Source organism: Ruminococcus albus 7 = DSM 20455 (assembly GCF_000179635.2).
Taxonomy (GTDB): Bacteria; Bacillota; Clostridia; order Oscillospirales; family Ruminococcaceae; genus Hominimerdicola; species Hominimerdicola alba.
In genome coordinates this window covers 1,325,705-1,351,784 of the sequence record NC_014833.1, presented here as the reverse complement: position 1 = coordinate 1,351,784, position 26,080 = coordinate 1,325,705, and the positions used below count along the sequence as shown (strand labels likewise).

The following is a 26,080-nucleotide window of genomic DNA, read 5'->3' as shown; positions in this document are numbered from 1 at the left end:
TCCTCTTCTTCTTTGTTTTGCTCCCCATATCATTCGCCCTCCTCAAATTCAGCTATACACGGCAGATTGCGGTAATACTCGCCGTAATCAAGACCATAACCTATAACGAAATAATCGGGTATAGTAAACAGTGAATAATCCGACTGCAGTTTTACCAGTCTTCTTTCGGGCTTATCAAGCATAGTGATTATTTTAAGGGATAAAGGTCCCTTGCTTTCAAGGTACTCCTTTACCTTGCTGAGAGTCCTTCCGGTGTCGATTATATCTTCAACTATCACAACGTGATACTTGCTGATATCCTGCTTGAGATCTAGGGTTATATCCACAGTGCCCGAGCTTTCAGTGCTTTCAAAATAGCTTTTCGCCGCCATAAAACCTATCTCATGCGGTATGGTTATGGCGCGGCTTAGGTCTGCAAGGAACACATAGGCACCTTTGAGTATACTTACAAGCAGCAGAGGCTTGTCTTTATACTCCATACTGATTATCTCGCCTGTCTTCTGAACAGCATCCCTCAGCTCCTCCTCGGAGATTATAACTCTTTTTATATGCTTATGGAATTCAGGCATATTGGTTATCTGCATCAGCGTTCTCTCCTTTCAGTGTTTACTTCGTTCCGAAGATCCTGTCACCCGCATCACCAAGACCCGGTACGATATATGCGTTCTCATTGAGTTTTTCATCAAGGCTTCCAACATAAATGTCGATATCGGGGTGAGCCTTTTTCAGCGCCTCCAGACCCTCGGGAGCTGCTATTATGCACATGAACTTTATATTGGTGCAGCCGCGCTGCTTGATGAAATCAACAGCAGTAATAGCCGAACCACCCGTAGCCAGCATTGGGTCGGGAAGTATAACAAGTCTCTCGTCAATATTTTCAGGGAGCTTGCAGAAGTACTCATGGGGCTCATGGGTAACTTCGTCCCTGTAAAGACCTATATGGCCTACCTTTGCGGATGGCACCAGTGCAAGTATGCCATTCACCATGCCGAGACCTGCACGGAGTATCGGCACAACTGCCAGCTTCTTGCCTGAAAGCATAGGCACATCAGCCGTAGTTATAGGCGTTTTTACGCTCACCAGCTCGGTGGGCAGGTCGCGGAGAGCCTCATAGCCCATAAGCATGGCTATCTCCTCGACGAGTATTCTGAAATCCCTTGTACCCGTGTTTTCATCACGCAGCAAAGATATCTTGTGCTTGATAAGCGGATGGTCGATAACTGTTACTTTTCCCATTTTGAAAACCTCGCTTTATTTATAGTATCATTGTTTTAAATTACTCTCGGTTTTTCGTCATTCGTCTTTGTTGTTGTCTGTTTTTTTGGACAACATCACATTAGTCAGTATGCCGAGTATCAGTGCGGCAGCTATCTCTGTCAGCGTTACCTTGCCGAAGCTTATGCTTAGTCCGCCGATGCCTGCAATAAATATAACTGAAGCTGTAAACAGATTGCGATTCTCATCAAGATCGACTTCTTTGAGCATTTTAAGACCCGAAACAGCGATAAAACCGTAAAGTGCCACGCAAACACCACCCATTACGCATGAGGGTATTGAATCTACAAAAGCCACAAAGGGCGTTACAAACGAAAACAGTATACAGCCAATTGCAGCCGCTATTATAGTCACTGTCGAAGCGTTGCCCGTTATGGCAACACAGCCCACGCTTTCGCCGTAGGTGGTATTGGGACAGCCGCCGAAAAATGCGCCTGCCATGGATCCTATACCGTCACCAAGAAGTGTCCTTGAAAGTCCGGGTTCTTTAAGAAGATCTCTGCCGATAACGGAAGACAGGTTTTTATGGTCGGCAACGTGTTCAGCAAATACTACCAGTGCCACAGGGACATAAGCCACAAGAACTGTTACCAGATAGCTGCCTGTAAGTTCACCGAAGCCCTTGAAGCCCTCAAGGAAAACAAGGTCGGGGAGCTTGAAAAAGCTTTCCGCGGAAACGTTACCATCAGGAAACATGACCTTTGAAAATACCGAAAGATCAATTATTTTAAGTGCTTCGATATCTGCGGCATCACCTATCACTGTGAATATCACCGCCGCCCCATAGCCGGCAAGTATGCCCATAACAAATGGCACAAGACGAAGCATCTTTTTGCCGTAGGTGGAGCACAGCATAGTCACCGCAAGAGTGATAAGACCGCATATCATAGAAACATACTTAGCACCTGCCACATCGGTAACATCACTTTTCTGCAGATCGCCTATGGCATTCCCAGCAAGAGAAAGACCGATTATCGCTACAGTAGGACCTATGACCACAGGCGGCATCAGCTTGCCAAGCCAGTCAACACCGACAATGCCTATAAGCGCGGCTATAACCACATATACAAGTCCTGCAGCTATCGCACCTATGATTATGCCCAGCATACCCAGCTGCATCGTCGCGGCACCTGCAAATGCGGCGGACATCGAACCTATAAAAGCAAAGGAAGATCCCAGAAATACAGGGCTTTTCTTCTTGGTGAACGCCACATACACCAGTGTTCCCACACCTGCACCAAACATCGCGGCGGCAGGGGTAAGTCCGTTGCCGATTATAACTGGTACAGCGATCGTTGCTGCCAGTATCGCCAGCATCTGCTGAAGGGCAAAAACGATTATCTGCCCTGTTTTCGGCTTAGCATCTACGTCATAGATCAGCTTCATTATACTTCACAACGCCTTTCATCTATTTATCACATTCTTAGTTTTATTTTAGCATATTTCAGCAGTGATGTCAATAAAAATATAAGATTTCAACTTGTTTTAGTATAATATTCATATTTCTTATACAGTAAAAGCGCATATTATCAAAAAATATGCGCTTGATCATGTATATTATTTTTTCTCTTATTCGCCCTTACAATATGACCAACGTTCATTTTTGCCCGGTTATAAGCCGTTTCGTCAGCGGGATCATAAGCCTGACCATACCCTTCAGATATCGCTTTATGCAGAACTTCTGCATATATTCAGGGTGAAAATCGCATGGACGTTTTCTTATCCTGCCTGTAAAATATTGAAATTTAATTAGCAGTTCATCTATATCCCTGATAGAATACCTCCAGTATGGCTTGGCGAGTTTTACAGCCCTGCTTTTCTCTATCATCTGCGACGTAAAACTCATGCAGTTTTCAGCACCTGCTATCCTGAAACCACCTATCAGCGGCATAGTCGCCATTGAGTACACATTGAAGAGATATCCTCCGTTTTCACGGTCTTTTATAAAGGTAAGGATATCAGCATAGGCATCTTCTTCCACAGGCAGGCGAAAGACTTTCACGCCGTAATCCCTGTGTTCACCGAATGCGTAATAATCGCGGTATTCGTGGGTGAAGCCCGCTTCAAAGGGATAGTAATGGTATCTTCTGGAAAAGCTGATATAGTCCGTCAGTGACTTATCAAGGCAGACTGCTATATGAGTGTAGGGATAGCGTGTAAATTTTCGCGCAACGCTCCCAAGACCTGTATGCGCCTTTATCAGCACGATGTAGATATATCTCATCTCTGACTGGCCTCCAGCCGTTTGAACAGGGCTATTATCATGCGTATCATTTCATAGTACATGGGTATCATGGCGATGACTGCTATGATATCCACTACTGTCACACCGTGACCAAAAACAGTGAATACCTCATTTTCCTTGAATATCATGGCGCATATCGCTATCACGGTATAGCTGATATGGGCTTCGATAGGGCCTAAGCGCGGAAACTGGAATTCGTTGAAATAGATGATATAGTTCATCATGGTTACATTCATGATGCCGTAAAGGGGTGCCGCCAGCGCCATTGGCAGAAGATGTGCCGCAGGAGTCATACCTATAGATATTATCAGAAATGTTGAGAAAAGTATATCCACCATAAGGTCGTAATACGCACCCGCTTTTGAGGACAGCCCCCTCGACCTTGCTATATAGCCGTCAAGGTCATCTGCCACAAGATGCACCGCCAGACCTGCTATTGTACCAAGCCAGAACCATGACGACAGGTTGGTAAGAAGTGTCATAACTATGGCGAAAACTCCCCCCAGCGCACTGACCGTGGTCATCTGATTAGGTGTCATGCCCTTTGGTATATGGGGACCCACGTGCTTGTATAAAAACTGCTGAAATCCTGTTTCCAGCTTGCTTGGTATCATTTTTTTAACTGGATTCTTATATACTTCTCCCATGCTATCCTCCGAACCTGAACATATTTTTAACTATCGAACCTATAAAGAATTTATAGTCGATAAAATCATATATCCCCTGCCGCCATGCCCGCAGGAACAGTCTGCCGATGAGGATATGATAATGCATATAATACCGCTTTACACTCATGTGGGCAGGCTTTGCCACAACATGGAGATAGTCCCAGTGGGAGGGGTCACGGGTGATAAGGCGGCTTCGGTATTCTTCAAACAGTTCGCTGTTCATCTCGGGGGTGAATATGGATACAGCCGCGTGTTTGAGTTTGTGCTTTCTCACCCATTTTGAGATATCCCTGAAATCCCGTGCCTTGAAATCCAGATCAACTATGAACATACCCATAGCGTTTATACCCAGATCGTTGAGTATCTCCACCGCCGCAGAATTGGCGTAAAGGTCGGACTTTTTATTATAGCGGTACAGATGCTTGTCGTCCGCCGCTTCAAGTCCTACCAGCACATAGTAGAAACCTATCTCTTTCAGGCGCTTCATAAGGTCGCGGTGCTTTGATATGAAATCCGCTCTGCCGTAGCAGACATACTTTTTGTGTATGCCCCTTTCCTTTACAAGGCGGATAAATTCTTCAAGGCGCTTTTCACCAAAGAGAAAATCGTCATCGATGAAATATATATTATCACATTCTATTGAAGCTATCTCGTCCACCACATCTGCGATATCTCTTGCGGAGTAAGTTCCGCAGTTCAGCCTGTTGCGGTAGCAGAATTTACACTTGTAGGGACAGCAGTATGCAGTCCTCACATGGGCGCAGGGCTGTAATTCAAGATAGCGGTAGCGGGGGTGGGCATAAAAATAGCTTCTGTCGGGGCGGGGCAGACGTTTGATATCAAAGGGAGTTGCCTCATTCTCCACCCAGCGGTTTCCGTGGTTTATGCAGAGTCCGTTCACCGTGTCGAGGGCTTTGTTTTCAAGCACATTCACAATACCGAATATATCAAAACTCCTGAACACAAAATCGATATAGCTTTCATAGAACCTCTTGTTGTTGTGCTGTGCGTGAAGTCCGCCTATCATGGTGATACAGCCAATATCCTTAGCAGCACGGCAGTACTCTTTCATGAAATTTTCCTGCCTTGTTCTTCCGCATACGTACACCGCAAAGGGAGATATCTCCGCAAGGCGCTTTACAAATGGCTGTTCTTCGACCTGACCGTCCCATATAAAAGGTTCATATCCTGCATCTTTCAGAACGGTGCAGATGTATTCTAGTTCAAGGGGTTCGTTGTCGATTATCCCCGCAAAATTATATTTTGTCCTGGATATCTCGGGGTGGACAAGCAATATTTTTCTGTTATCCATAGATATCACTCCTCAGCTTTCAGCGCAAGATAATCCACCTTGCCCACAAGGGTTTTCGGCAGACTTTCCCTGAATCTTATATCTCTGGGCAGGGCGTATACCGCTATATCCTTTTTCAGCATTTCTTTGAGTTCATCGCGTAGCATATCCTCATTAACGCCCTCTTTGGGAACTACATACGCCCTTACCTTTTCGCCCAGTATCTTATCTTCCACACCCACAACGGCACACATTACCACATCGCGGTGAGAATTTATTACTTCCTCGATATTCTGAGGGTAGATGTTGTATCCCCCCGAAACAATCATACGTTTCAGCCTTTGTCTGAAATACACATATCCCTCTTTATCCATATAGCCCAAGTCGCCTGTGTGCAGCCAGATATTTCCGTCTTCGTGCATACGCAGAGTATCGGCAGTTTCTTCCTCTGCCTTGTAATAGCCTTTCATTACAGTTGTGCCGCGGAGTATTATCTCGCCTGTTTCACCCACAGGAAGTTCGTTGCCCTCGGTATCAACTATCTTGAAATAGGTATCGGCATAGGGCAGACCTACGCTTTCAAGCTTGTCGGAATCCTCGGGCAGCAGACAGCAGCCTGTTACGCACTCTGTCAGACCGTAGCCCTCTCTAACACGCGCTTTGCTGCCGTGGGAAGCAAGAAGTTCGTTCAGCTTTTTCTTTGAACTCGGAGAAAGTGAATCTCCGCCCGATATAACTGTCTTGATGAAACTCATATCCTTGTCGTCGAAATCCTTGTTCATAAGCATAGCTTCATATATGGCAGGTACTCCCGCGATTATATTAGGCTTGTATTTGAAAAGAAGCTTATGGAATTCAGCCGCAGAGAATTTCGGCAGAATTATCGCCGTCCCCCCCAGTATTAAAATAGTATGTATGCATACCCCCAGCCCGAAGCCGTGGAATACAGGCATTACCGAAAGCATCTTCTCTCCTGCGTACAGATTGCCGCAGCCGTCGATACTCTGGTCGGCAAGGGCGTTGAAGTTGCGGTTAGTCAGCATTATGCCCTTGGGCACACCCGTAGTTCCTCCGCTGTAAAGTATCGCCGCAGTATCATCGGGAGCGGAGTTCACATTGATATTGCTTGTGATATTCTTTGCCTCCGCATTAAAATCTGACCAGCTGTCAAGCCCTGCATGATCCGGTAGTTTGCCTTTAAGCTTTGCAAAATATCCCGCCTGTATAACAGGCGGCATATAGTTGATGACACTGACAGCCACGGCCTTTTCGGGGCAGACCCTCATGCAAACCTTTCTCATTTTATCCGAAACGGAATCAAGGAAGAAAACATATTTGCTCTCGGTGAGTTCCATATATCGGATTATCTCGTTTTCCGCAGACATCGGATGTATCATGTTCGCCACTGCACCCACTTTGTTTATGGCGTAAAACAGGAATACCGCCTGGGGGATATTCGGCAGGCAGACGGAAACGCTGTCGCCTTTTTTTACACCTGCCGCTGTAAGTGCGCGGGCTGTTCTGCCTATCTCACCGATAAGCCGGCGGAAAGTCAGCTTGTTTCCGAAATAGTTCAGTGCGGTATGATCGGGATATTTCTTCGCTGTCATGACAAGATATCGATACAGCGAACAATCGGGGTATTCAAGATGTCTTTTCATTTCTGCTGCTCCATTCTTCAAAAGAGGTTATTTTTTTGGACTCTAACTCTTCATTCGGCATGACCCTTTTTAACAGGGCGGCAATGCTGTTGTAGAGTTTTCTGTTGGTCTTTTCCGCATCGCCCGTGGCTTTGAAAGGCTTGCCGAATATTATAGTCAGTCCGCCGAAAGGCTTGTACTTCCCTGCTATCGCATAAGGAACGATGACCGCCCCTGTATCCTCTGCCATAACAGCCGCACCGTACTTGAAAGGCAGAAGCAGTTCATCGGTATAATTTCGCTTCGCCTCGGGGGAAACATTCACAAGTTCACCATCGCGGAGGGCTTCCTTAGCGGCACGCAGGGCTTCGGGATTATGCTTTGCATGGAGGTCTACGGGGATAGTGCCCGAACTCCTGAAGAACCAGCCGAAAGCACTGTCATGCAGGTCTTTTTTGGCAAGTGTGCGAACAGTCCTGCGAGTGCTGATATCCACGAGGATAGGGTCGAGGGCGTGCTTGTGATTGCCCGCAATGACCGCCGCCCCGTTCTTCGGGATATTCCCCGCGCCAATTATCTTCGGCTGAAACAGCACATAAAACAGCGGCGCAAGCACCGTCCGCATCACTTTATATACCACGACTCTCTTATCCACCGTAAAAGACCTCCGAAACGTAATAATTAATTCATAAACATTATAGTATGATTCCCGCCCGATGTCAATAGAAAACCCAAACTTCCCGCCAATATTCACCAAACCAACAAAAAGACACTCCTTCTTTTTCAAGCGGAAGTGTCTTTTGTGCTATATTAAATTTTTATCAATATTACCTTACAACAAGGGGGAATGCCCTGTTGTTTAGTACGGAAGTATCCCACTTGCCGTTGACCTTTGCACAGATAACAGTTTGATAATTCTGACCTGATGTCAGCTTAGGTGTAACGTATTTAGTGGTATCAGCATCAACGTAAGCCTGAACTTTCCACTTTCCTGCCAGTCTAACTGCAATGCCGTACTGTTCCGCACCCTCTACTGCTGTCCAATTCAGGCGGAACTTATGGAATTTCGGACTGTATTCTTCCTTGATCAGCTCGGGATATTTTGTTTTGCTATCACCAGCATCAATTACATTGAAGTTGTTGCCGTTAACTAAAGCATAATTATGTGCAGCTGAATCTTTGTAGCAATTTATTATATAATCCTTTGCTGGCTTAAAAGCATACGAAGCAATAGAGAAATTATTAAACGCATTATCACCTATAAAGGTTACACTTTTAGGAATCGTAACACTATAGTGTAAATAGTAACCAATATCATTATCAGAGGAACTGTCAAATTTTGCAAAAGCACGTTCTCCTATATACTCCACACCATCAGGTATAACAATATCATGAAGACATGAGCAATATCTAAAAGCTTCTTTACCTATATACTTCAGATTTTTAGAAAAAGTGACGCTACTAAGTACACGGCAAGATCTAAATGCATCATCACCTATGCACTCAACACCATCAGGAATTACAATGCTACTCAAACCATTACAATCTTTAAAAGCACCATCACCAATATTCTTCAGGTCTTTTGGTAATGTGATACTTCCAAGTTCCATGTGACAAAAAAATGCATGATAACCAATACTTGTAACAATCGCGCCATTGAGCTCACTGGGTATCTCGATCTCTTCTGTACCATTCTCTTCGATTTCTGTACAATCACCAGTGTACTCTACTATCTCAGCAGTTCCATCATCAAGCAATTTGTACTTATAGTCACCGTATGTAAGCACTTCTGCCTCTTCTGCAATTTCTTCAACACTTGCCGAAGCTGACACGCTGTTGTTTACTACTGTGTTGGGCAGTGCTGTGCCGCCGAATACAAAGCTCAGCGCCAGCAGACCCGAAATGATCTTTTTACTTTTCATTTTTTGTTCCTCCTAATAAAAAAATTATGCTATCAGTTTATCATGTACGTAATAATTTGTCAATGGGTTCTTTAAATTATTTTAAATAACCACAAATTAATCGATAACATTAATCCGATTCTTGTTAATCATTTAACTCCATAGGCATCTCAACGTTTTAAAAATCATTATATATCTAATAAAAAATCCGCCTATTCCTTATACAGCTACGCGATCTTTCTTTGCAGCTGCATTATAGGGATAAGCGGTATAAGAGGTTCTTATCTGCAGATCTTGTATAATTCAACATAATCCATGATGTTAACTCTGCCGTCACGGTTGACATCTGCGTTTTTCATATCCAGTTCTTTATCACTGACTAAATTTAGGATACGCTGTTTCAGAAGGAGCAAGTCATAACCGTTTAACTTGCCGTCATTGTTAACATCACCTTTATATGGTTTACTTATCTTTAAACTTCCTACAAAGTTTGCTTTAAGCTTGCTGTCATATACGTTGCTGCCCGCATTTGAAAAACGTATGGGGTATTCGCCCTCGCCGTTTTTTCTGTTGGCTATCTTGATATACACTTTATAATTTCCGACAGGCATATCATTCGGCAAATCAAGTTCGGCTGACATGATGTTGGTTTTTCTTTCAGTAAGCGAAGAACCGCTCAGCCACTTCTGCGGTGCGTAATTTGAAGCTTTCTCACCCTTACCTTCATCAAGTTCCCACAGCTTGAACTCTTTTTCAAGACCATTACCCTTGATGATGACGGAGGTCTGTTCGTTTTTGATGAGATTGCCGAAACCTACATTCTCGATTGCAGTTTCAAGTTCAAAATTCTCATAGGGAGAAATCCCGGTGGTCATGCGTACATTACGTACCACGAACCTATATCCCATACGGTTGCGGAGATATTCAAACTCTGTGGTCTTGCCCTTATAGAATGGATCGCCGCCGTTATATGTAGTACTTCTGAAACCGTCCATGACATCATCGTGCCAGTCCTTATTAAGATATGATGTGTGAGTCTTGAAACCTTCTTTCTCAAAAAAGGCGATATTATTCAGCGGAGTACCACCCTCCTCATTGTCCCATTGGACGAGTTCACCGCCAAAAAGCGTGTGGTCGGTCTGTGTCTTTAGCCATGCTATCTCTTTTTTTCTGTCGTCATAAGTGCCAAGATCGCTGACCGAACCGAGATAACCGTCATTGTACATACCTATCCTGTAAGCATCTGTACCTTTCCCGGCAGTATACTTATCAATATTTTCAAGTTCAATTCCGCTCCATGCACAGAAATCGGATGGCTTGCGAACATTTACTGTCATATCATCCGGCAATACCTCAAGCCATTTGCCGATTATCTTTTTCTCGCTTTCTGAATCTGTTCGTTCAGAAGTATGCATCTCTCCCCATGGTCCTATGATACCGCATTCAACGGAAGCTATCACATCGGTATACTTACTGATCACCGCACCTACTTTTTCCTGATGCTGTTCTATGATGCTGTCATCAGTGGGTTCCCATACAGTTCTGTAAGAGGGGTCACCATTTTCATCTGTGCCGTCAGATGTGATCCCGCTGTATTTGTAGTCATAAGCAAAGCGTATAACAGCGCTCTGACCGTTATTTCTCAGCCTTTCCAGAAGCTGCCCCAGCGCTTCTTCAACATCGTCATTTGAAGGATCGATATTTGCGTCGGCAGAATGTTTTACAGCATTCTGCCCCTTTCTGTTCTGTGCTGAAAAATCAGAAAGATCTATCAGTAAATGGATAAGATGATATTCTGACGCAAGTTCATCAAGTTCCTCAAGTGTCGAAGCCTGCGCTTTACAATTGGACTTATTGCGTTTGTAACTTACAACAAAAGCCTGATAAAACCCTCTGTAAGGATTATGAGTATCTTCAAGGGTCTCCTTGTAGCTTATCTCATCTACCGTTTTCATACCCGCCGCATCTGCTTCTGTCTGAAGTACCGAAACTGCCAGACAAAGCGAAATGCCGCTTGCAGCAAGTCTTTTTATAAGACTGCTCCTGATGTTTGTGTTTTTCATAAAATTATCCCTTTCATATCTATACACATTGAACAGACTTAACATCTGTTCGACAATTAGTCATCATGATTATAGCATACACGGCATAATAATTTGTTACTATAGTTTAAAATAACAATGTCTTTTGAACAAAAAAACGGTGTGCAGTGCGTTTTTTTGCAGCGCCACATTTTTTAAGACAATAAATGCAGTATATACAATTGACATAGATGATTTTCGTTAGTTTTCTGTCAACACTCTAAATGTGATTCTTTAACGATTGACTTGCAGTAACTGCTATGCTATAATGTATTTGTAATATTTTTTAATATTTCACGTCTTTTTGTAGAAAGGACGTAATTCGATCTATGTGATATGCATAAGGAGGAAATACAATGAAATGCAGAATTAGAAACATAATCACTACAGCAAGTGCTGTGGCGTTGACAGTTGCAGCAGTACCTGCAGCAACGACCTATGCGGCTTCAGTTGATGATGCTCAGGCAGCGATCTCTGAGAACGTCGGTGAAGCAGCTGCCGTAACCCGTCTGGCGGTCGCAAGCGAGACCACGACATGGAATAAGCCTGTATCACTTACCGAAGATACCGTAGTTGACGGAAATCTTATTGTTTCAGCAGATGTAGACCTGAATGGATTTAGTCTGACCGTTAATGGTAATCTTGATCATTCCGAAGGTGCGATCATCTGTAATAGTGGCTCACTGAATGTTAATGGCACCTATTCCATCGGTAATATTATGAACTATACTTCTCCTGACCTGATCCTTTCAAATGATCGCGACGAGGTTAACATCAATGGCGATCTTGTGACTTACCTTATTAAAGAAAACCACGGAATTCTGCAGGATGCAGGCATTGTTACCGTAAGCGGCAACATCAGTGCTGACAGCGGTTTCATAATGAACACAGACACTTACACTACTTTGGTGCTCAACGGAACATCTGACCAGAATGTATATTTCGGAAACTGCCCCACTCTGAATGTTCTTAAAGTTATTGATCCCGAAATGCGTGAGATCATATGGCATGGTGATATGAATGTCAGAAATCTCGATAGTGACATTCACGTTCAAAGTAATGATCTGAACCTTGGAGACATTAATCTTGCAAACTATAGCATGGTCGTTAACGGTGACTGCAGCATTGCCAAGTCTAATTTTGTTGACATTAATGGCGGGTCCCTCACTATCTATGGTAATCTTGATCATTCCGAAGGTGCGATCATCTGTAATAGTGGCTCACTGAATGTTAATGGCACCTATTCCATCGGAAATACTATGAACTATACTTCTCCTGACCTGATCCTTTCATATGATTGCGACGAGGTTAACATCAATGGTGATCTTGTGACTTACCTTATCAATGAAAACCACGGAATTCTGCAGGATGCAGGCATTGTTACCGTAAGCGGCAACATCAGTGCTGACAGCGGTTTCATAATGAACACAGACACTTACACTACTTTGGTGCTCAACGGAACATCTGACCAGAATGTATATTTCGGAAACTGCCCCACTCTGAATGTTCTTAAAGTTATTGATCCCGAAATGCGTGAGATCATATGGCATGGTGATATGAATGTCAGAAATCTCGATAGTGACATTCACGTTCAAAGTAATAGTCTGAACCTTGGAGACATTAATCTTGCATACTATAGCATGGTCGTTAATGGTGACTGCAGCATTGCCAAGTCTAATTTTGTTGACATTAATGGCGGTTCCCTCACTATCTATGGTAATCTTGATCATTCCGAAGGTGCGATCATCTGTAATAGTGGCTCACTGAATGTTAATGGCACCTATTCCATCGGTAATATTATGAACTATACTTCTCCTGACCTGATCCTTTCAAATGATCGCGACGAGGTTAACATCAATGGCGATCTTGTGACTTACCTTATTAAAGAAAACCACGGAATTCTGCAGGATGCAGGCATTGTTACCGTAAGCGGCAACATCAGTGCTGACAGCGGTTTCATAATGAACACAGACACTTACACTACTTTGGTGCTCAACGGAACATCTGACCAGAATGTATATTTCGGAAACTGCCCCACTCTGAATGTTCTTAAAGTTATTGATCCCGAAATGCGTGAGATCATATGGCATGGTGATATGAATGTCAGAAATCTCGATAGTGACATTCACGTTCAAAGTAATGATCTGAACCTTGGAGACATTAATCTTGCAAACTATAGCATGGTCGTTAACGGTGACTGCAGCATTGCCAAGTCTAATTTTGTTGACATTAATGGCGGGTCCCTCACTATCTATGGTAATCTTGATCATTCCGAAGGTGCGATCATCTGTAATAGTGGCTCACTGAATGTTAATGGCACCTATTCCATCGGAAATACTATGAACTATACTTCTCCTGACCTGATCCTTTCATATGATTGCGACGAGGTTAACATCAATGGTGATCTTGTGACTTACCTTATCAATGAAAACCACGGAATTCTGCAGGATGCAGGTATTGTTACCGTAAGCGGCAACATCAGTGCTGACAGCGGTTTCATAATGAACACAGACACTTACACTACTTTGGTGCTCAACGGAACATCTGACCAGAATGTATATTTCGGAAACTGCCCCACTCTGAATGTTCTTAAAGTTATTGATCCCGAAATGCGTGAGATCATATGGCATGGTGATATGAATGTCAGAAATCTCGATAGTGACATTCACGTTCAAAGTAATGGTCTGAACCTTGGAGACATTAATCTTGCATACTATAGCATGGTCGTTAACGGTGACTGCAGCATTGCCAAGTCTAATTTTGTTGACATTAATGGCGGTTCCCTCACTATCTATGGTAATCTTGATCATTCCGAAGGTGCGATCATCTGTAATAGTGGCTCACTGAATGTTAATGGCACCTATTCCATCGGAAATATTATGAACTATACTTCTCCTGACCTGATCCTTTCAAATGATTGCGACGAGGTTAACATCAATGGCGATCTTGTGACTTACCTTATTAAAGAAAACCACGGAATTCTGCAGGATGCAGGCATTGTTACCGTAAGCGGCAACATCAGTGCTGACAGCGGTTTCATAATGAACACAGACACTTACACTACTTTGGTGCTCAACGGAACATCTGACCAGAATGTATATTTCGGAAACTGCCCCACTCTGAATGTTCTTAAAGTTATTGATCCCGAAATGCGTGAGATCATATGGCATGGTGATATGAATGTCAGAAATCTCGATAGTGACATTCACGTTCAAAGTAATGATCTGAACCTTGGAGACATTAATCTTGCAAACTATAGCATGGTCGTTAACGGTGACTGCAGCATTGCCAAGTCTAATTTTGTTGACATTAATGGCGGGTCCCTCACTATCTATGGTAATCTTGATCATTCCGAAGGTGCGATCATCTGTAATAGTGGCTCACTGAATGTTAATGGCACCTATTCCATCGGAAATACTATGAACTATACTTCTCCTGACCTGATCCTTTCATATGATAGCGACGAGGTTAACATCAATGGTGATCTTGTGACTTACCTTATCAAAGAAAGCCACGGAATTCTGCAGGATGCAGGCATTGTTACCGTAAGCGGCAACATCAGTGCTGACAGCGGTTTCATAGTTAACACCGACAACAACACAGTATTAAATCTCAACGGAATGTCCAAGCAGAATATCAATCTTCCTACAGGAACAAAGATCAACATTCTGGTCATCAACAAGCTTTTGTCTTGCTATGAGTTCAACCAGAAGGAATGCTGGAATAAACTTGTTACTGATTATCCTGCTTATTATCCCGCTGTTGTAATCAAGAAATGGGAAAAGGGCGACAGAGCTGTACGACTTAAATGGGATGCTGTTCCCGGTGCTGAAAAGTATGCCGTAGTTGGATATGTAAACAAAAAATGGACAGTTCTCGATTATGGCTACAATACTACTTATGTGCTTAGTAAACTTAAACCCGGCGAAAACTACAAGGTAGCAGTAGTTGCTAAGATCGGCGGCAAATGGAGTCGTGATGTTTCAAAGGCAATTGTAGTAACACCAAAGAATGTTAACAAGTATCCTGTTGTAACTGCCGAGGTATCCGGCAAGCAGTTCCGTCTGAACTGGACACCTGTCGATGCCGCAGAAGAATATGCTATCGCTGTTTTCCAGTCCGGAAAATGGGTAGTAAAGGCTAAGCTTGACAGTAATACAACAACTTATACTTCCCCAAAAATCAAAAGTGGTACATATACGCTCGCCGTTTGCGCAAAGGTAAATGGCAAGTGGGATAAGAGCGACCTCAACAGCAGAGCAGTTACCGTTACCATAAAATAACGATACATTGCTCGTCCGAATAAAGTTAAAATAAACAAGACCGACAGCCTTTGAAAGCTGTCGGTCTTGTTTATTTACTAATCTTCTTAACAATATCCTCATCATCATTTGAATGGTAATGGGGTGTTTTTTTCTAAAACACATGATAATGATGACAGCCAGTCTGCAAATAACAAGAAAGCAAGCTTTGTAAATAAACGCCAAAGACGCACAGACGTAAAAATCGATATATACATAAATTCGGCGCACCCGAAGGTACGCCGATAAGATCATCCTGCATATCTGTATTCAACGCTGTCTATAGTGACGCTTTCGATATTGTCGAACTCGAAAGATCCGCCTTCTTCAACCCTTATATAGACAGTAAACAGAACGGATCGGTCACAATAGAATAGAAATTTTCCGAAATAAAGTATATCATGAGATCAAATCTCAGTCAAGAAAACTATGCTTACCCGAAAACATTTAAAGCAGGCGAGAAACTCAGATAATGAAAAGAAACGTGTTCTGATCCGTGAGAAACAGGATATTTTTTTAACTGCACTGAATCCACCAAGAATTTGAAGAAGAGGTAATACAAAGAATTTTATCGCTATCTTAACGGTGGCAGTGATAAAAGAAAAAATGGGGCTGTTGCAACAGCCCCTAAATGTATATGTTGTATTAATAATACCGTTCGGTCATTATTCAGATAAACCCAACTATAGCCGCCTCTGCCATCAGTGCTATAGGCAATATATATTTTCTGGGATTATGTGTCAGGTCTGCTTCAGTCTTCCAGTTTTTTATCGGGTATCTGTTTTCAAGAAATGATGTAAATAAAGCACCCTCAGCTGCAAATACCGGTGCAAGTACAAGATACCTTATTCCAACGTTGCCTCCTGCAACGTGGAAAGCTGTCAGAAACAGCCCGAAGCACAGCAGATAAAAACAGAACAGCACTCCGCCGAAAGGAATAAAAAATCTTTCAGTCTTGGACGGAAGAGCATCCAGCTTACGGTCAAGACCTCTGTTCGCACTTACCATAGTGGAAACAGGTGAGTTTATTGAGATAGCTGCCATACCCATGCCACAGGCGATCTTTAATCCCATATTTTCTGCATTCCGTGAGAAAAACACCGCAAATCCAATAATGAACAAGGTCGAGAAAATATAGGCCTTTTTCTCAAGCATATATCTCCACAGATAGCGCAATATAAGAAATGTCGGCTTTTTTGCGGCAACCGTTTTCCTTCTCCTGCCTGCCGTTGGACAAACGCGAAAGTCTTCCATTCTGAGGAAAAACAGTGTCCCTCCAAAGATAACATCTGCAGCCGTCAAAGCTATGACCGCAGCTTTCCCGTCAGGCAGAAAAAAAGCCATAGCTATACCTGCAGCTACGTACAATACCGAGATATACGGTCTTTTCTTAAAGTGTCCGAACGTAGCCATTCCTCCGAAAAGTGCAAGCAGAAAAGCAAGCAGTAAAAGTGCACAGCTGTAAACCGTCATTTTTGTGAATGCGAATAAAAGTGCCGCCAGCAGTGATACCTTTGAGGTTAGGACATAAAGACCTATCACCAAAGTGTATTCTCCGAGGGTCCGTCGTTCATTACAGGGCATGGCAAAAAGCCCATGCAGTACTTTTGCATTGTCAGCTGAACCAAGTGCCTGAATTATCAGTGTCCCTGAATAAACAATTATTGTCAGCACAAGTACTTTTTTTGAAAGCGGTATCTGTTTGTCCAGCGAATAAAGCCCGTACGCGACAAAAACTGAGATAAGAACATTTTGCAGTGAACTGCGGTATTTTTCACCCAGCAACTTGCGTGACAACATTTTAAACATCTTTCACCACGCTCGCTTTCTCCAGCGAATCCCTGATATTTTCAGTAGTAATATCACTGCCTGAGTAAGTTCTGGCAATTATTCCGTTTTCCAGCACCAATACCTTATCTGAGGTCAGGGTAACACTTTCCAGTATGTGGGAAGAAAACAGCACTGTACCGAACTTCTTGTACCCTGCAATAAGATCATAAAGGGCTTCAGTACTGTTGAAATCCAGACCATTGACAGGTTCATCAAGCAGCAGCAATGGCAGCTTCAGGGCAAAACCCGTGATGAGATACACCTTTCTGCGGTTGCCTAGGGAGAGGTCTTTTATAAAAGTACTTCGGTAATCACCAAAACCGAACTTTTCCACCAGTTCATCAATATATGTTTTATCGGGCTTTTTGTTATAACAGCCGAATACATAAGCGATATACTCATCAAATGAGAAATATCCAAAGGACTCGTCTTCCGAGAATACTATATATCTCTGCTCTTTGAATTCCTTGTCCTTGAAACTGAAATTTTTACCTGAAAATTTTAGCTCATTACTTGAAAAACCCGTGTGAAGTCCGCATAGAACGTTCATAAGGGTAGTTTTTCCTGCACCATTAAGACCTATAAGTCCGATGACACTGTGTTCTTCCAGGATAAGATCAAGTCCTTTAAGGACTTGTTTTTCAGGGTCATACCAGGCTTTAAGTTCAGCCAGTTGAAGAAGATCAGCCATGGTATCTCCTTACTTTTTTCTTGACATAGAGAAAGCACTGAATCCGAAAGCAGCACCCATCGCCAATGATATCAGTCCTGATGTCATCTGTCCTTTTATAAGTACAACAATACCCACTATAACCCATATTGCCGCTAATACAGCCCTGATAATGATATGTCTGTTCATGATAATATCTCCTTTTTTTGAATCTTTTATGATCAGCCTTTTTACATACACTTGTAGTAACAACAGCAGTCAGCCTAAAGTTTTTTTCAATCATTATTATATAAATGCAAAATTAATTTTAACATATTAAACGCTTCTTGTCAATATGTAATTCAAGAATAAGCACGACAAGAATTGTAGGATCACAATAGATGTGAGACAAATTAAGAAAAAAGATAGCGAACCAGCATGAACCTGTGTTACAGTTAAGTTGCTACACAAAAGGCAACAGAAGGTCATGTGATCCGCTATGGATAATATAATACAAATTACTACCCGCCGTCAAGCGGTTATCAAATATTCTTTCAAAAAAAGGTGTAACAGCCGCTGCATTTGTACGCAAATTTTCTGATACTTTCGTTATCATTAATTGAACATATAATATAAACTCATTTTAAATTATTCTTAACTTATAAAATCTTTCAATCAAATTTGAACAGAATATAACACAATAACGAGTATTTATCCGATTTTGAAATATTCATTCACGTTTTGTCCATTGAAAAATAATTGGTTAAGATATATAATTTTTCTTGTAATTACAAATCTGCGCAACATGAAAGTTTCTTTTCGCGAAATGAAATGTCCCCAAGACTTTATAGGAGAATTTAAAATGTCAAGATTTAGTATTGCAAAAAAATTAACTTCTGCGGTTGCAGCTGTTGGTATTGCTGTATCCGCACTGACCACCGCTGTACCGCTGAATGCGTTCGCAGCATCCAATTACATCTCCGATGGCTGGTATTATATCAAAAACGTCAACAGCCAGAAATACCTCGATGTATCGGGCAAAAAAGATGCCGATGGTTCCAACGTTATCCAGTATAAGGGCAACGGCGGCAATAACCAGAAGTGGTATGTCACCAATCTCGGCAATAACGTTATCACTATCAGAAGCGGTCTGAAAGGCGGACGTATGCTCGATGTTGAGAATGGCGCTAACACCGATGGAGCCAATATCCGCCTGTGGTCTGCCAACGGCGCTAACGCTCAGAAATTCAAGGTAGTCAAGAGTTCTTCCGGCGTTTACTGCCTTAAGACCGAAAACAGCGGCGAATCCAAAGCGGTAGATGTTTACGGCTGGTCAACCTCCGATAACGGCAACATCAATCAGTGGACTTATAACGGACTCGCCTGCCAGCAGTTCAAGTTTGAGTCTACTTCTGCAGGTGCAAGCAAATCTTCGGGCAGCTCTTCGTCGAGCAGTTCATCTTCTTCAAGCAGCAGCTCATCATCTTCAGGCAGCAGTTCTTCATCTTCAGGCAGTTCATCTTCTTCGGGTTCTTCCCTTGAAGTAAAGAACGGCGGCACCTCCCTTTCGTCTGCACTCAGCAAGGCTAAAAAGGGCGATACCGTTGTCATCAACGGCACAGTAAAGTCGGGCGCTGTAAAGGTACCCGCAGGCGTTAACATCTCAGGCAAGAACTCCGCTGTCATCGACTTCTCGTCTACTTCGGGCGGCAACGGCAGAGGTCTTACTTTCGAGGGCAACGGCAGTACCGTACAGAACGTTTGCATAAAGAACGCTTCCGATAACGGTCTGTACATCACAGGCTCCAACAACACCTTCAAGAACGTTGAGGCTTGCTATAACAAGGATGCAGGCTTCCAGGTATGCAACGGCGGTTCAAACAACAAGTTCTACAGCTGCCATTCTCACCACAATGCAGATGCTAAGGGCGAGAATGCTGACGGATTCGCAAACAAGCTGCATTCGGGCACAGGCAACTATTACGAGAACTGCATCGCTGACTACAACAGCGACGACGGCTGGGACTGCTATGCTGCTCACGGCGCAGTTACCCTCGTTAACTGCCAGGCTAACTACAACGGCTACTGCGACGGCATCTACGGTGACGGCAACGGCTTCAAGATGGGCGGCGTTGACAACAAGACCAGCGGTGAAAAGGCTCACCTCGATCCCCTCAACCACGTTCTCAAAGGCTGCACTGCTAAGGGCAACTACGCTTCGGGCTTTGACAGAAACAACCAGAACGGTGTTGTAACTATGGAGAACTGCACAGGCGACAGCAACAAGAAGTACAACTTCAACTGGCCTGCAAGCGGCACTCCTTCCGCACTGGGTTACAAGGTAACTTTCGGTGTGGCTAAGATAATCAGCTGCACTTCCAAGAACGGCAAGAACAACATCGGCGGCGCTAAGCTGTCCGGCAATTGCTCTGGTTTTTAAGTTATTATAACTACACCAAATGACATCGGGGCTGTTGCAAGCCCCAACAAGAAAACGAGCCTGGCACAGACCTGAAAAGGTAGTGCCGGGCTCTTCTTTGTCGGGAAATCTCCGGGCAAATAAACGCAAATCTCCATAACCCTTCAAAGCCTCTGTATTACAGCGTTTTCGGCACCTGCCTTTTTCACGCAATTTCTACATAACTCGTTATAAAAAATAAAATTTGGGGCCAGATCGGGGCAAATTTTGGGGTCAGCTATATGAGCGTTATTTTGCCTTCGAGATTCTCTATATGGAGAAACGTCAGCAGTACGGTATTATGTTATTATCAAGCCACTAGCCTAAAACGGTCAAATTATATTATTGCCGAAGAAATAATTATGATTCTTCAAAAATCTCAGCTATTTGTGCTTACGATCTGATACTAAAGCAAAAACCGAAGCCAACTATTACAGTCAGCTTCGGTATCTTTATTTACAATATCAAATGCGTTCTCTTTAAACCGGTCGTAAGATGGTCGTAAAAACCGCCTCAGCGACCTCAAGCCTTACGCTATTACAACGTTTTTCAGTCGATGGACTTCATCGTCGGGAATAATCCGCCCGATTTCCATGTCTCTTTATTTTTTTCTATGTCCCTGTTTTTCGGGAAAATAAGTGATATCGAACATAATCATAGGCTTTTATTATTTCACATAGGATGAAACCATTTGATGCGAATTTGATGTGCGTTTGATGCGAGATGTTATAGGCTTATAATCCCTATTTTTCGGCATTAAAGCGTTCTATCCTGCAAGTATGCTCCTTGGTATTTTTATCATAGTTTATGCCCACGATGATCAGCTTATCAAGATATTCTGTCAACGCGCCATGGTAGCGTTTTTCTTTTATCTGACGGATCGCTGTGTCGGCGGATCTATCATATTTCAACTCAACCAGCATCGCAGGTTTGTCAGAATGCTTCAATGGGATAAACACCAGATCTGCAAAACCCTCGCCTGTTTCCAGCTCTCTGAAAATAGTATAATACTTCTTAGCAGAATAAAATGCAAGGCTCAGAAGACAGCTCAGAGAATTTTCATTGTTGTATGTCAGCAGCGAAGTGTTCTGATAATGCAGCTCACGAAGTGCATCACTGACTGCCTTTTCATTGCCTTTCAGCGTATCTTCCAACAGTCTTTCCGAACTTCTAATTGCTGACATGACATTCTCCCAACCGCCATCCTCAATGCAGTTGATGAATTCCTGCCGTACTTCCTCATTTGGGATATAGCAACTTCTGTCTGCCTTATTGTAGGTCAGATATCCCAGATGTATCAAAAGTGTCAGCACATCATCAGCAGAACTGAAATTTGTCATATCGTTCTGGAATTTAAGAATATTTACCTTCACTGGCTCATCTGCAATAAGCTGTACCACCTTGTCACGCAAACCGTCAAAATTCGCTTGGATATATTCTTTCAACGCCTCGTAAGTCTCTGTCTGCGTCCAATAGTTGCCTAACTCCTTGCTCAGCATTGCCTCGACAACGGACTTCGGATTGTATATCGATACATCATTGACATTGTATCCATCATACCAGCGCTTGACCTCATCGAAGTCCATTTCATACTTGCCGCAAAGCTCCCTGACTTCCTCTTCGGTAAAGCCTGTATATTCGGCATAAACACCTGCATCGGCTACAGATATCTCCTTGAACATATTGAGTGCTGAATGCTCGCCATACTTCTTTATTGGCAGGATACCTGTCATATATGCAAGTGCAACATACACCTTGTCTTTCAGAAGACTGCGCAAAAAATCAAGATAAAGAGTCTGATTTTCGGTATCATTCTTGTTCCTGCGGAAAATACAGTCCCACTCATCGATAACAAATACAAACTTCACATGAACAGCATTGTAGATATCCTCCAGAACAGAGGGTAAGTCGTTCCAGTCAAAGCAGTCAACGCCGCTGAACTGTGACTTCAATTCATGGAGAAGTCTCTTCTGAAGATAATCCAGTGAGCCTTCAAGAGAGTCATGTTTATCCATAAAATTGATCATATTCAGATGTATGACCTGAAACTTATTGAGATATTTTTTGTAGTCGGGAGAACCCGATATCTTCAGAGTCCTGAACAGACTGTCGGTATCCTCCTGACCGTAATACGCACAAAGCATATCAGCAGTGATAGATTTTCCGAACCTGCGGGGACGGCTCACACATACAAACCGCTGAGATGTATTTATGCACTCATTCATTACAGAGATCAGCATTGATTTATCAATGTATATCTTTGAATTAACCGCCATTCGGTAACTTTCCGCACTCGGATTCAGCAGCATACCCATTCGTCAAGGCTCCTTTCATCGGTCTTTGATTTATTATAGCACAGTCGAGTGTGAAAATCAATAGGTATGTACTTCATTTTTCCGCAAGAAAATACCGCCCACCCGAATTGTATGGTTATTGCCATAGAAGGATCAAAACACTAACGTAAGCGTATAACCCCCCGCATCATAAAAGCAAACAGCCGGGCAGATAACACCCGGCCGTAACATCATATTCTGGCTTTGATTTCTCCATTTCTCTTTGCGTCCATGTATATTTCTTTGAAATCAGCTTTGCTGTTCGGACCGAATATGATCGGCATAACAGATACCAGGCCATCGGAAATGATCGCATTTTTAAATGGCAGAAGCGCTGCATCAAGCAAAGTTGGCATCGGTGCATTTCTCAGCATTTCCTCCCAACTGCTGACAATGCCGTTTACAAGAAAAACAGAATTGTCATCGATCGATATAAATACCGATCCCTTTTTCCAATGTCGCTCAATGATAAATCTGCCGGTGATGCACCCTTTCCAGCTTTTAAGTATCTCCATGTGTTCTTCGGGCAGATCCGATCGCTCAAGATAATCATCAATGATCCATGTCCGTTCCCATAAAAGTGGGCAACCTCCGCAGCGTCCTGTGGGTCGATCATTCCTTGCCCGAAATAATCTTCCTCAGGAAGTATATGATATTCTCTGTTCACATAGTCAAGCAGTGGAAAAAACAGTTCATAAAACAGCTTTGCATCTTCATTACTAAGTTTCATTTTCTTCCTCCATGGTAATAATATCGTCCCCGCAGGCTGTGAAAACAGCTCGGTCAGGTATTTCTCAGCATCAACACCGTTCGCCTGTGCAGTTGAAATGATCGAATACAGCGTTGCACTTGATCTGGCTCCGTTTGCTGTATTTGAAAACAGCCAATTTTTTCGGCCTAACGCAAACGGTCTTATTGCGTTTTCGGCTCTGTTGTTGTCGATAGGCACGTCTCCGTTTTCAAGAAACGTGTAAAGATATTTCCGTTCATTCAACGCATATCTTACTGCATCTGTCAGCTTGCCCTTACCACTGACCTGAACATTTTCAAGCCACGCAAAAAACTCGTCAAGCAAAGGCTTTACCTTCACAAGGCGCTGTTTATATCTGTATTCTGTGGAGCTGTCGGCAAGCAGATTTTCTTCGTGATATATCTTGTTGAAATATTCTACTGCCTTTGCCGCAACAGAAGTGCTGTGCAGCTTTTGGTCGTTCGGAAGAGCCTGAATAAAACCACGCCTTGCATGAGTCATACAGCCGCATCGCTTAGCACCCTCGACTGCATTGTAGGCATCGTATCCGTCACAGATAAGATAGCCGATAAATCCTTTCAGGAAATTCGAGGCGTGCTCACCCTTTCGTGTCGGCTGATAATCGAAAATGATGATGCTCCTGTCATTCATTTTGCCGTTGCAGTAGACCCACATTCTTGATGTCGTGGTAGGCTTTCGGCCTTCCTCGTGAAGCACCTGAACGGTCGTTTCATCGGCATGGATCATCTGCCCTGCGATAAGCATCTCATGCATTTTCTCCACAATCGGCAAACACCATTTTTCGGCAGCAGTGCCTACCCAATTAGACATAGTCGCTTTGAGCAGAGGTATGTTTTTGGAATTAAAGTCCTTTTCCTGACGGTGCAGAGGTACTGACTTTGCATATTTTTCGTAGATGATATGAGCCAGAAGTTCGGGAGAGCAATAGCTTCCCGGGATCATAGCGTGAGGATATGGCGCACGGATGATATGACAAGGTTCGTCCCTTTCTTCGGGCTTTTCTCCGCACTCGGGACACTTGTACTTATGTACTATATGCCTGCGGATATGATATTTTGGCGGCGTAAATATAAGTTCATCGTAAGCCTTTTCGGGAGTCAGTTCTTCCATTTCGGCGCCGCATATTTCGCATACCGGGTTGTCAATTTTGTGATGTTCTTCTTTTACAGGCAGATTGTTCATCCATTCATCGTGAGTGCGTTTTTTCTTGCGCTTGTGTTCGGGAACAGTAATTGTTTCGGCAGATTTAGCTGCGGATTTTTCTTCATTGTTTCCGAACATGGAAAGCTGAACACCGAACTCCTTTTCCATAACAACAGATGTCTGCTCTGTTTTTCTTCCGAATATCTGCTTTCTGAACCACGCTAACTGCTGATTGGCAAGTGCTAGTTCTTCCTTGAGAACAGCGTTTTCATTACGGAGCGATACAATTTCCGATGTCATATTTGGTTCGGACATAAAGCACCCCTCCGTTCGTGATGATACTTTAATGATACCACGAAAAGAGGGGCTTTTCAAGCACATATTCTGAATATTCGGTAAGTATTGCCTTAATACAGCGCCCCCGGCTTTCCCTCACGGATAGCCTTCGGCTGCTCTATTTTCAAGCCTTCCAGAAGCCAGCGAATTTGCTGAGATGTGAGCATTACTGCTTCGGTCTCACTGCGCGGCCACTGGAATCTTCCGTTGTCAAGGCGCTTGTACAACAGCAGAAAACCATCGCCCTCCCACAGCAGACCTTTGATGCGGTCACAACGTCTGCCGCAGAACAAAAACAATGCTTTCGAGAACGGGTCAAGTCGAAGCTGAGCCTGAACGATAGTCGCAAGTCCGTCTATCCCGCGTCGAAGGTCGGTGTATCCCGTAACAAGATAGACCTGTGCGTCCGCTGCCAGATCATTCAGCATAGCTCATGCACCAAAGCGGTCAGAGTGTCCGCAGATATATCTGCCGGAAGAGATATTTGAAGTCCGTTTTTTCTCAATGCGGATATTTTCGTTTGAGCAAGGAACTGATACAGGAACGATGGTCGGAGAATTTTCGATATACTTTTCACGAACTTTTCTTAGGCGGTTGTAATACGTGTTTGGCTTGATCCCTTTTTCTTTGCACCATTCCCGGATCGTCAGACCGCTTGCCTGCTGTGCTTTGATCTGCGCAGACCATTCCTGAAGCTGCATTTCTTTTTTGATTGTTGTGATGGATGTTGTTTTGTCCATACCTGTTACCTCCTTGTCTAATCGTCTCCAATGAACTCCATGGATCAATTTGGATTATTCAATTTACTTCATGGTGTTCCTTGGAGTTTATTATACTTTATTAGACTTCGGTGGGGTAGGTGCTGGGGGTTATACGCTTACGATTGAAATACGCATACAGTTTCCGAATTGCCGCCGATCTCTTGTCTCTCCCCACACGGGGAGAGTGGATTGAAATGCCACTATGGTCTTTGTTGCCAAACTGCGACTCTGTCTCTCCCCACACGGGGAGAGTGGATTGAAATTCCCAAGAAAAATACATTTGTTCAGTCCCATTGGTCTCTCCCCACACGGGGAGAGTGGATTGAAATCCAAATGCAGTACTTGCAATCGGGATCATCCTTCGTCTCTCCCCACACGGGGAGAGTGGATTGAAAT

At 43.4% G+C, this 26,080-nt stretch carries 20 protein-coding genes and 1 CRISPR repeat array (1 of these 21 only partly in view); of the genes, 2 read left to right on the top strand and 18 right to left on the bottom strand.

Going from position 1 to position 26,080, the window contains the following annotated elements:
• Positions 1–29: 29 nt before the first annotated feature.
• The 10 genes from hpt to RUMAL_RS05870 all read right to left on the bottom strand — a co-directional run bounded on the left by hpt (position 30) and on the right by RUMAL_RS05870 (position 11,083).
• Positions 30–584, bottom strand: a complete 555-nt coding sequence (gene hpt / locus RUMAL_RS05915; protein WP_013497858.1) for a hypoxanthine phosphoribosyltransferase — start codon at positions 582–584, stop codon at positions 30–32.
• Positions 585–606: 22 nt separating this feature from the next.
• A complete protein-coding gene (upp, locus tag RUMAL_RS05910; protein WP_013497857.1) occupies positions 607–1,236 on the bottom strand; it encodes a uracil phosphoribosyltransferase in 630 nt (209 codons plus the stop codon).
• Between the two features lie 57 nt (positions 1,237–1,293).
• Positions 1,294–2,661 (bottom strand): uracil-xanthine permease family protein, encoded by a 1,368-nt coding sequence (locus RUMAL_RS05905; protein WP_013497856.1) that lies wholly within the window; start codon positions 2,659–2,661, stop codon positions 1,294–1,296.
• A 211-nt stretch (positions 2,662–2,872) separates the two neighbouring features.
• Positions 2,873–3,499 (bottom strand): hypothetical protein, encoded by a 627-nt coding sequence (locus RUMAL_RS05900; protein ID WP_013497855.1) that lies wholly within the window; start codon positions 3,497–3,499, stop codon positions 2,873–2,875.
• Positions 3,496–4,167, bottom strand: a complete 672-nt coding sequence (locus RUMAL_RS05895; RefSeq protein ID WP_013497854.1) for a CDP-alcohol phosphatidyltransferase family protein — start codon at positions 4,165–4,167, stop codon at positions 3,496–3,498. Before RUMAL_RS05895 ends, RUMAL_RS05900 begins: the two co-directional genes overlap by 4 nt.
• Before the next feature lies 1 nt (position 4,168).
• A complete protein-coding gene (locus tag RUMAL_RS05890; protein ID WP_013497853.1) occupies positions 4,169–5,500 on the bottom strand; it encodes a B12-binding domain-containing radical SAM protein in 1,332 nt (443 codons plus the stop codon).
• A 5-nt stretch (positions 5,501–5,505) separates the two neighbouring features.
• Entirely contained in the window at positions 5,506–7,140 is a 1,635-nt protein-coding gene (locus RUMAL_RS05885; protein WP_013497852.1) for a class I adenylate-forming enzyme family protein, read from the bottom strand.
• A complete protein-coding gene (locus tag RUMAL_RS05880; protein WP_013497851.1) occupies positions 7,124–7,774 on the bottom strand; it encodes a lysophospholipid acyltransferase family protein in 651 nt (216 codons plus the stop codon). Before RUMAL_RS05880 ends, RUMAL_RS05885 begins: the two co-directional genes overlap by 17 nt.
• A 172-nt stretch (positions 7,775–7,946) precedes the next feature.
• Positions 7,947–9,041 carry a leucine-rich repeat domain-containing protein gene (locus RUMAL_RS05875; protein WP_013497850.1) on the bottom strand — a complete coding sequence of 365 codons (1,095 nt, stop codon included), beginning with the start codon at positions 9,039–9,041 and terminating at the stop codon, positions 7,947–7,949.
• A 260-nt stretch (positions 9,042–9,301) separates the two neighbouring features.
• Positions 9,302–11,083: a DUF4832 domain-containing protein gene (locus tag RUMAL_RS05870; RefSeq protein WP_013497849.1), complete on the bottom strand. Its 1,782-nt coding sequence runs from the start codon at positions 11,081–11,083 to the stop codon at positions 9,302–9,304.
• A 374-nt stretch (positions 11,084–11,457) separates the two neighbouring features.
• Between RUMAL_RS05870 and RUMAL_RS05865 the strand changes: the two genes are divergently transcribed.
• Positions 11,458–15,384 (top strand): fibronectin type III domain-containing protein, encoded by a 3,927-nt coding sequence (locus RUMAL_RS05865; protein WP_013497848.1) that lies wholly within the window; start codon positions 11,458–11,460, stop codon positions 15,382–15,384.
• 687 nt (positions 15,385–16,071) lie between these two features.
• Here the strand turns inward: RUMAL_RS05865 and RUMAL_RS05860 are convergent.
• The 3 genes from RUMAL_RS05860 to RUMAL_RS21710 are packed head-to-tail and all read right to left on the bottom strand — an operon-like array spanning position 16,072 to position 18,091.
• Entirely contained in the window at positions 16,072–17,202 is a 1,131-nt protein-coding gene (locus tag RUMAL_RS05860) for a hypothetical protein (RefSeq protein ID WP_037304971.1), read from the bottom strand.
• A gap of 1 nt (position 17,203) precedes the next feature.
• Complete coding sequence (locus RUMAL_RS05855) at positions 17,204–17,923, bottom strand: ATP-binding cassette domain-containing protein (protein ID WP_013497846.1); 720 nt, start codon at positions 17,921–17,923, stop codon at positions 17,204–17,206.
• Between the two features lie 9 nt (positions 17,924–17,932).
• Positions 17,933–18,091 carry a hypothetical protein gene (locus RUMAL_RS21710; RefSeq protein WP_013497845.1) on the bottom strand — a complete coding sequence of 53 codons (159 nt, stop codon included), beginning with the start codon at positions 18,089–18,091 and terminating at the stop codon, positions 17,933–17,935.
• A 652-nt stretch (positions 18,092–18,743) separates the two neighbouring features.
• On the opposite strand from RUMAL_RS21710, the gene RUMAL_RS05850 reads away from it, so the two are divergent.
• Positions 18,744–20,321: an RICIN domain-containing protein gene (locus tag RUMAL_RS05850; RefSeq protein WP_013497844.1), complete on the top strand. Its 1,578-nt coding sequence runs from the start codon at positions 18,744–18,746 to the stop codon at positions 20,319–20,321.
• 761 nt (positions 20,322–21,082) lie between these two features.
• On the opposite strand, the gene RUMAL_RS05845 is transcribed toward RUMAL_RS05850, so the two are convergent.
• The 5 genes from RUMAL_RS05845 to tnpA form a co-directional block, all read right to left on the bottom strand.
• Positions 21,083–22,654, bottom strand: a complete 1,572-nt coding sequence (locus RUMAL_RS05845) for an AAA family ATPase (protein WP_013497843.1) — start codon at positions 22,652–22,654, stop codon at positions 21,083–21,085.
• Between the two features lie 209 nt (positions 22,655–22,863).
• Complete coding sequence (locus tag RUMAL_RS05840; protein ID WP_043550584.1) at positions 22,864–23,046, bottom strand: hypothetical protein; 183 nt, start codon at positions 23,044–23,046, stop codon at positions 22,864–22,866.
• Positions 23,047–23,072: 26 nt separating this feature from the next.
• A complete protein-coding gene (tnpC, locus tag RUMAL_RS05835; RefSeq protein WP_050793267.1) occupies positions 23,073–24,902 on the bottom strand; it encodes an IS66 family transposase in 1,830 nt (609 codons plus the stop codon).
• 92 nt (positions 24,903–24,994) lie between these two features.
• Entirely contained in the window at positions 24,995–25,351 is a 357-nt protein-coding gene (gene tnpB / locus RUMAL_RS05830) for an IS66 family insertion sequence element accessory protein TnpB (RefSeq protein WP_013483393.1), read from the bottom strand.
• A gap of 3 nt (positions 25,352–25,354) precedes the next feature.
• The gene (gene tnpA / locus RUMAL_RS05825) at positions 25,355–25,663 is read right to left on the bottom strand and encodes an IS66 family insertion sequence element accessory protein TnpA (protein WP_013497842.1); all 309 of its coding nucleotides are present in this window, start codon (positions 25,661–25,663) and stop codon (positions 25,355–25,357) included.
• A 184-nt stretch (positions 25,664–25,847) separates the two neighbouring features.
• Positions 25,848–26,080: direct repeats of the CRISPR family, unit length 33 nt; unit sequence GTCTCTCCCCACACGGGGAGAGTGGATTGAAAT (it continues 336 nt past the right edge of the window).

What these genes read in the sequence shown, in the direction of transcription:
- hpt (WP_013497858.1), bottom strand. Translation starts at nt 584, where the DNA reads ATGCAGATAACCAATATGCCTGAATTCCATAAGCATATAAAAAGAGTT.
- upp (WP_013497857.1), bottom strand. Translation starts at nt 1,236, where the DNA reads ATGGGAAAAGTAACAGTTATCGACCATCCGCTTATCAAGCACAAGATA.
- RUMAL_RS05905 (WP_013497856.1), bottom strand. Translation starts at nt 2,661, where the DNA reads ATGAAGCTGATCTATGACGTAGATGCTAAGCCGAAAACAGGGCAGATA.
- RUMAL_RS05900 (WP_013497855.1), bottom strand. Translation starts at nt 3,499, where the DNA reads ATGAGATATATCTACATCGTGCTGATAAAGGCGCATACAGGTCTTGGG.
- RUMAL_RS05895 (WP_013497854.1), bottom strand. Translation starts at nt 4,167, where the DNA reads ATGGGAGAAGTATATAAGAATCCAGTTAAAAAAATGATACCAAGCAAG.
- RUMAL_RS05890 (WP_013497853.1), bottom strand. Translation starts at nt 5,500, where the DNA reads ATGGATAACAGAAAAATATTGCTTGTCCACCCCGAGATATCCAGGACA.
- RUMAL_RS05885 (WP_013497852.1), bottom strand. Translation starts at nt 7,140, where the DNA reads ATGAAAAGACATCTTGAATACCCCGATTGTTCGCTGTATCGATATCTT.
- RUMAL_RS05875 (WP_013497850.1), bottom strand. Translation starts at nt 9,041, where the DNA reads ATGAAAAGTAAAAAGATCATTTCGGGTCTGCTGGCGCTGAGCTTTGTA.
- RUMAL_RS05870 (WP_013497849.1), bottom strand. Translation starts at nt 11,083, where the DNA reads ATGAAAAACACAAACATCAGGAGCAGTCTTATAAAAAGACTTGCTGCA.
- RUMAL_RS05865 (WP_013497848.1), top strand. Translation starts at nt 11,458, where the DNA reads ATGAAATGCAGAATTAGAAACATAATCACTACAGCAAGTGCTGTGGCG.
- RUMAL_RS05860 (WP_037304971.1), bottom strand. Translation starts at nt 17,202, where the DNA reads ATGTTGTCACGCAAGTTGCTGGGTGAAAAATACCGCAGTTCACTGCAA.
- RUMAL_RS05855 (WP_013497846.1), bottom strand. Translation starts at nt 17,923, where the DNA reads ATGGCTGATCTTCTTCAACTGGCTGAACTTAAAGCCTGGTATGACCCT.
- RUMAL_RS21710 (WP_013497845.1), bottom strand. Translation starts at nt 18,091, where the DNA reads ATGAACAGACATATCATTATCAGGGCTGTATTAGCGGCAATATGGGTT.
- RUMAL_RS05850 (WP_013497844.1), top strand. Translation starts at nt 18,744, where the DNA reads ATGTCAAGATTTAGTATTGCAAAAAAATTAACTTCTGCGGTTGCAGCT.
- RUMAL_RS05845 (WP_013497843.1), bottom strand. Translation starts at nt 22,654, where the DNA reads ATGGGTATGCTGCTGAATCCGAGTGCGGAAAGTTACCGAATGGCGGTT.
- RUMAL_RS05840 (WP_043550584.1), bottom strand. Translation starts at nt 23,046, where the DNA reads ATGCTGAGAAATGCACCGATGCCAACTTTGCTTGATGCAGCGCTTCTG.
- tnpC (WP_050793267.1), bottom strand. Translation starts at nt 24,902, where the DNA reads ATGTCCGAACCAAATATGACATCGGAAATTGTATCGCTCCGTAATGAA.
- tnpB (WP_013483393.1), bottom strand. Translation starts at nt 25,351, where the DNA reads ATGCTGAATGATCTGGCAGCGGACGCACAGGTCTATCTTGTTACGGGA.
- tnpA (WP_013497842.1), bottom strand. Translation starts at nt 25,663, where the DNA reads ATGGACAAAACAACATCCATCACAACAATCAAAAAAGAAATGCAGCTT.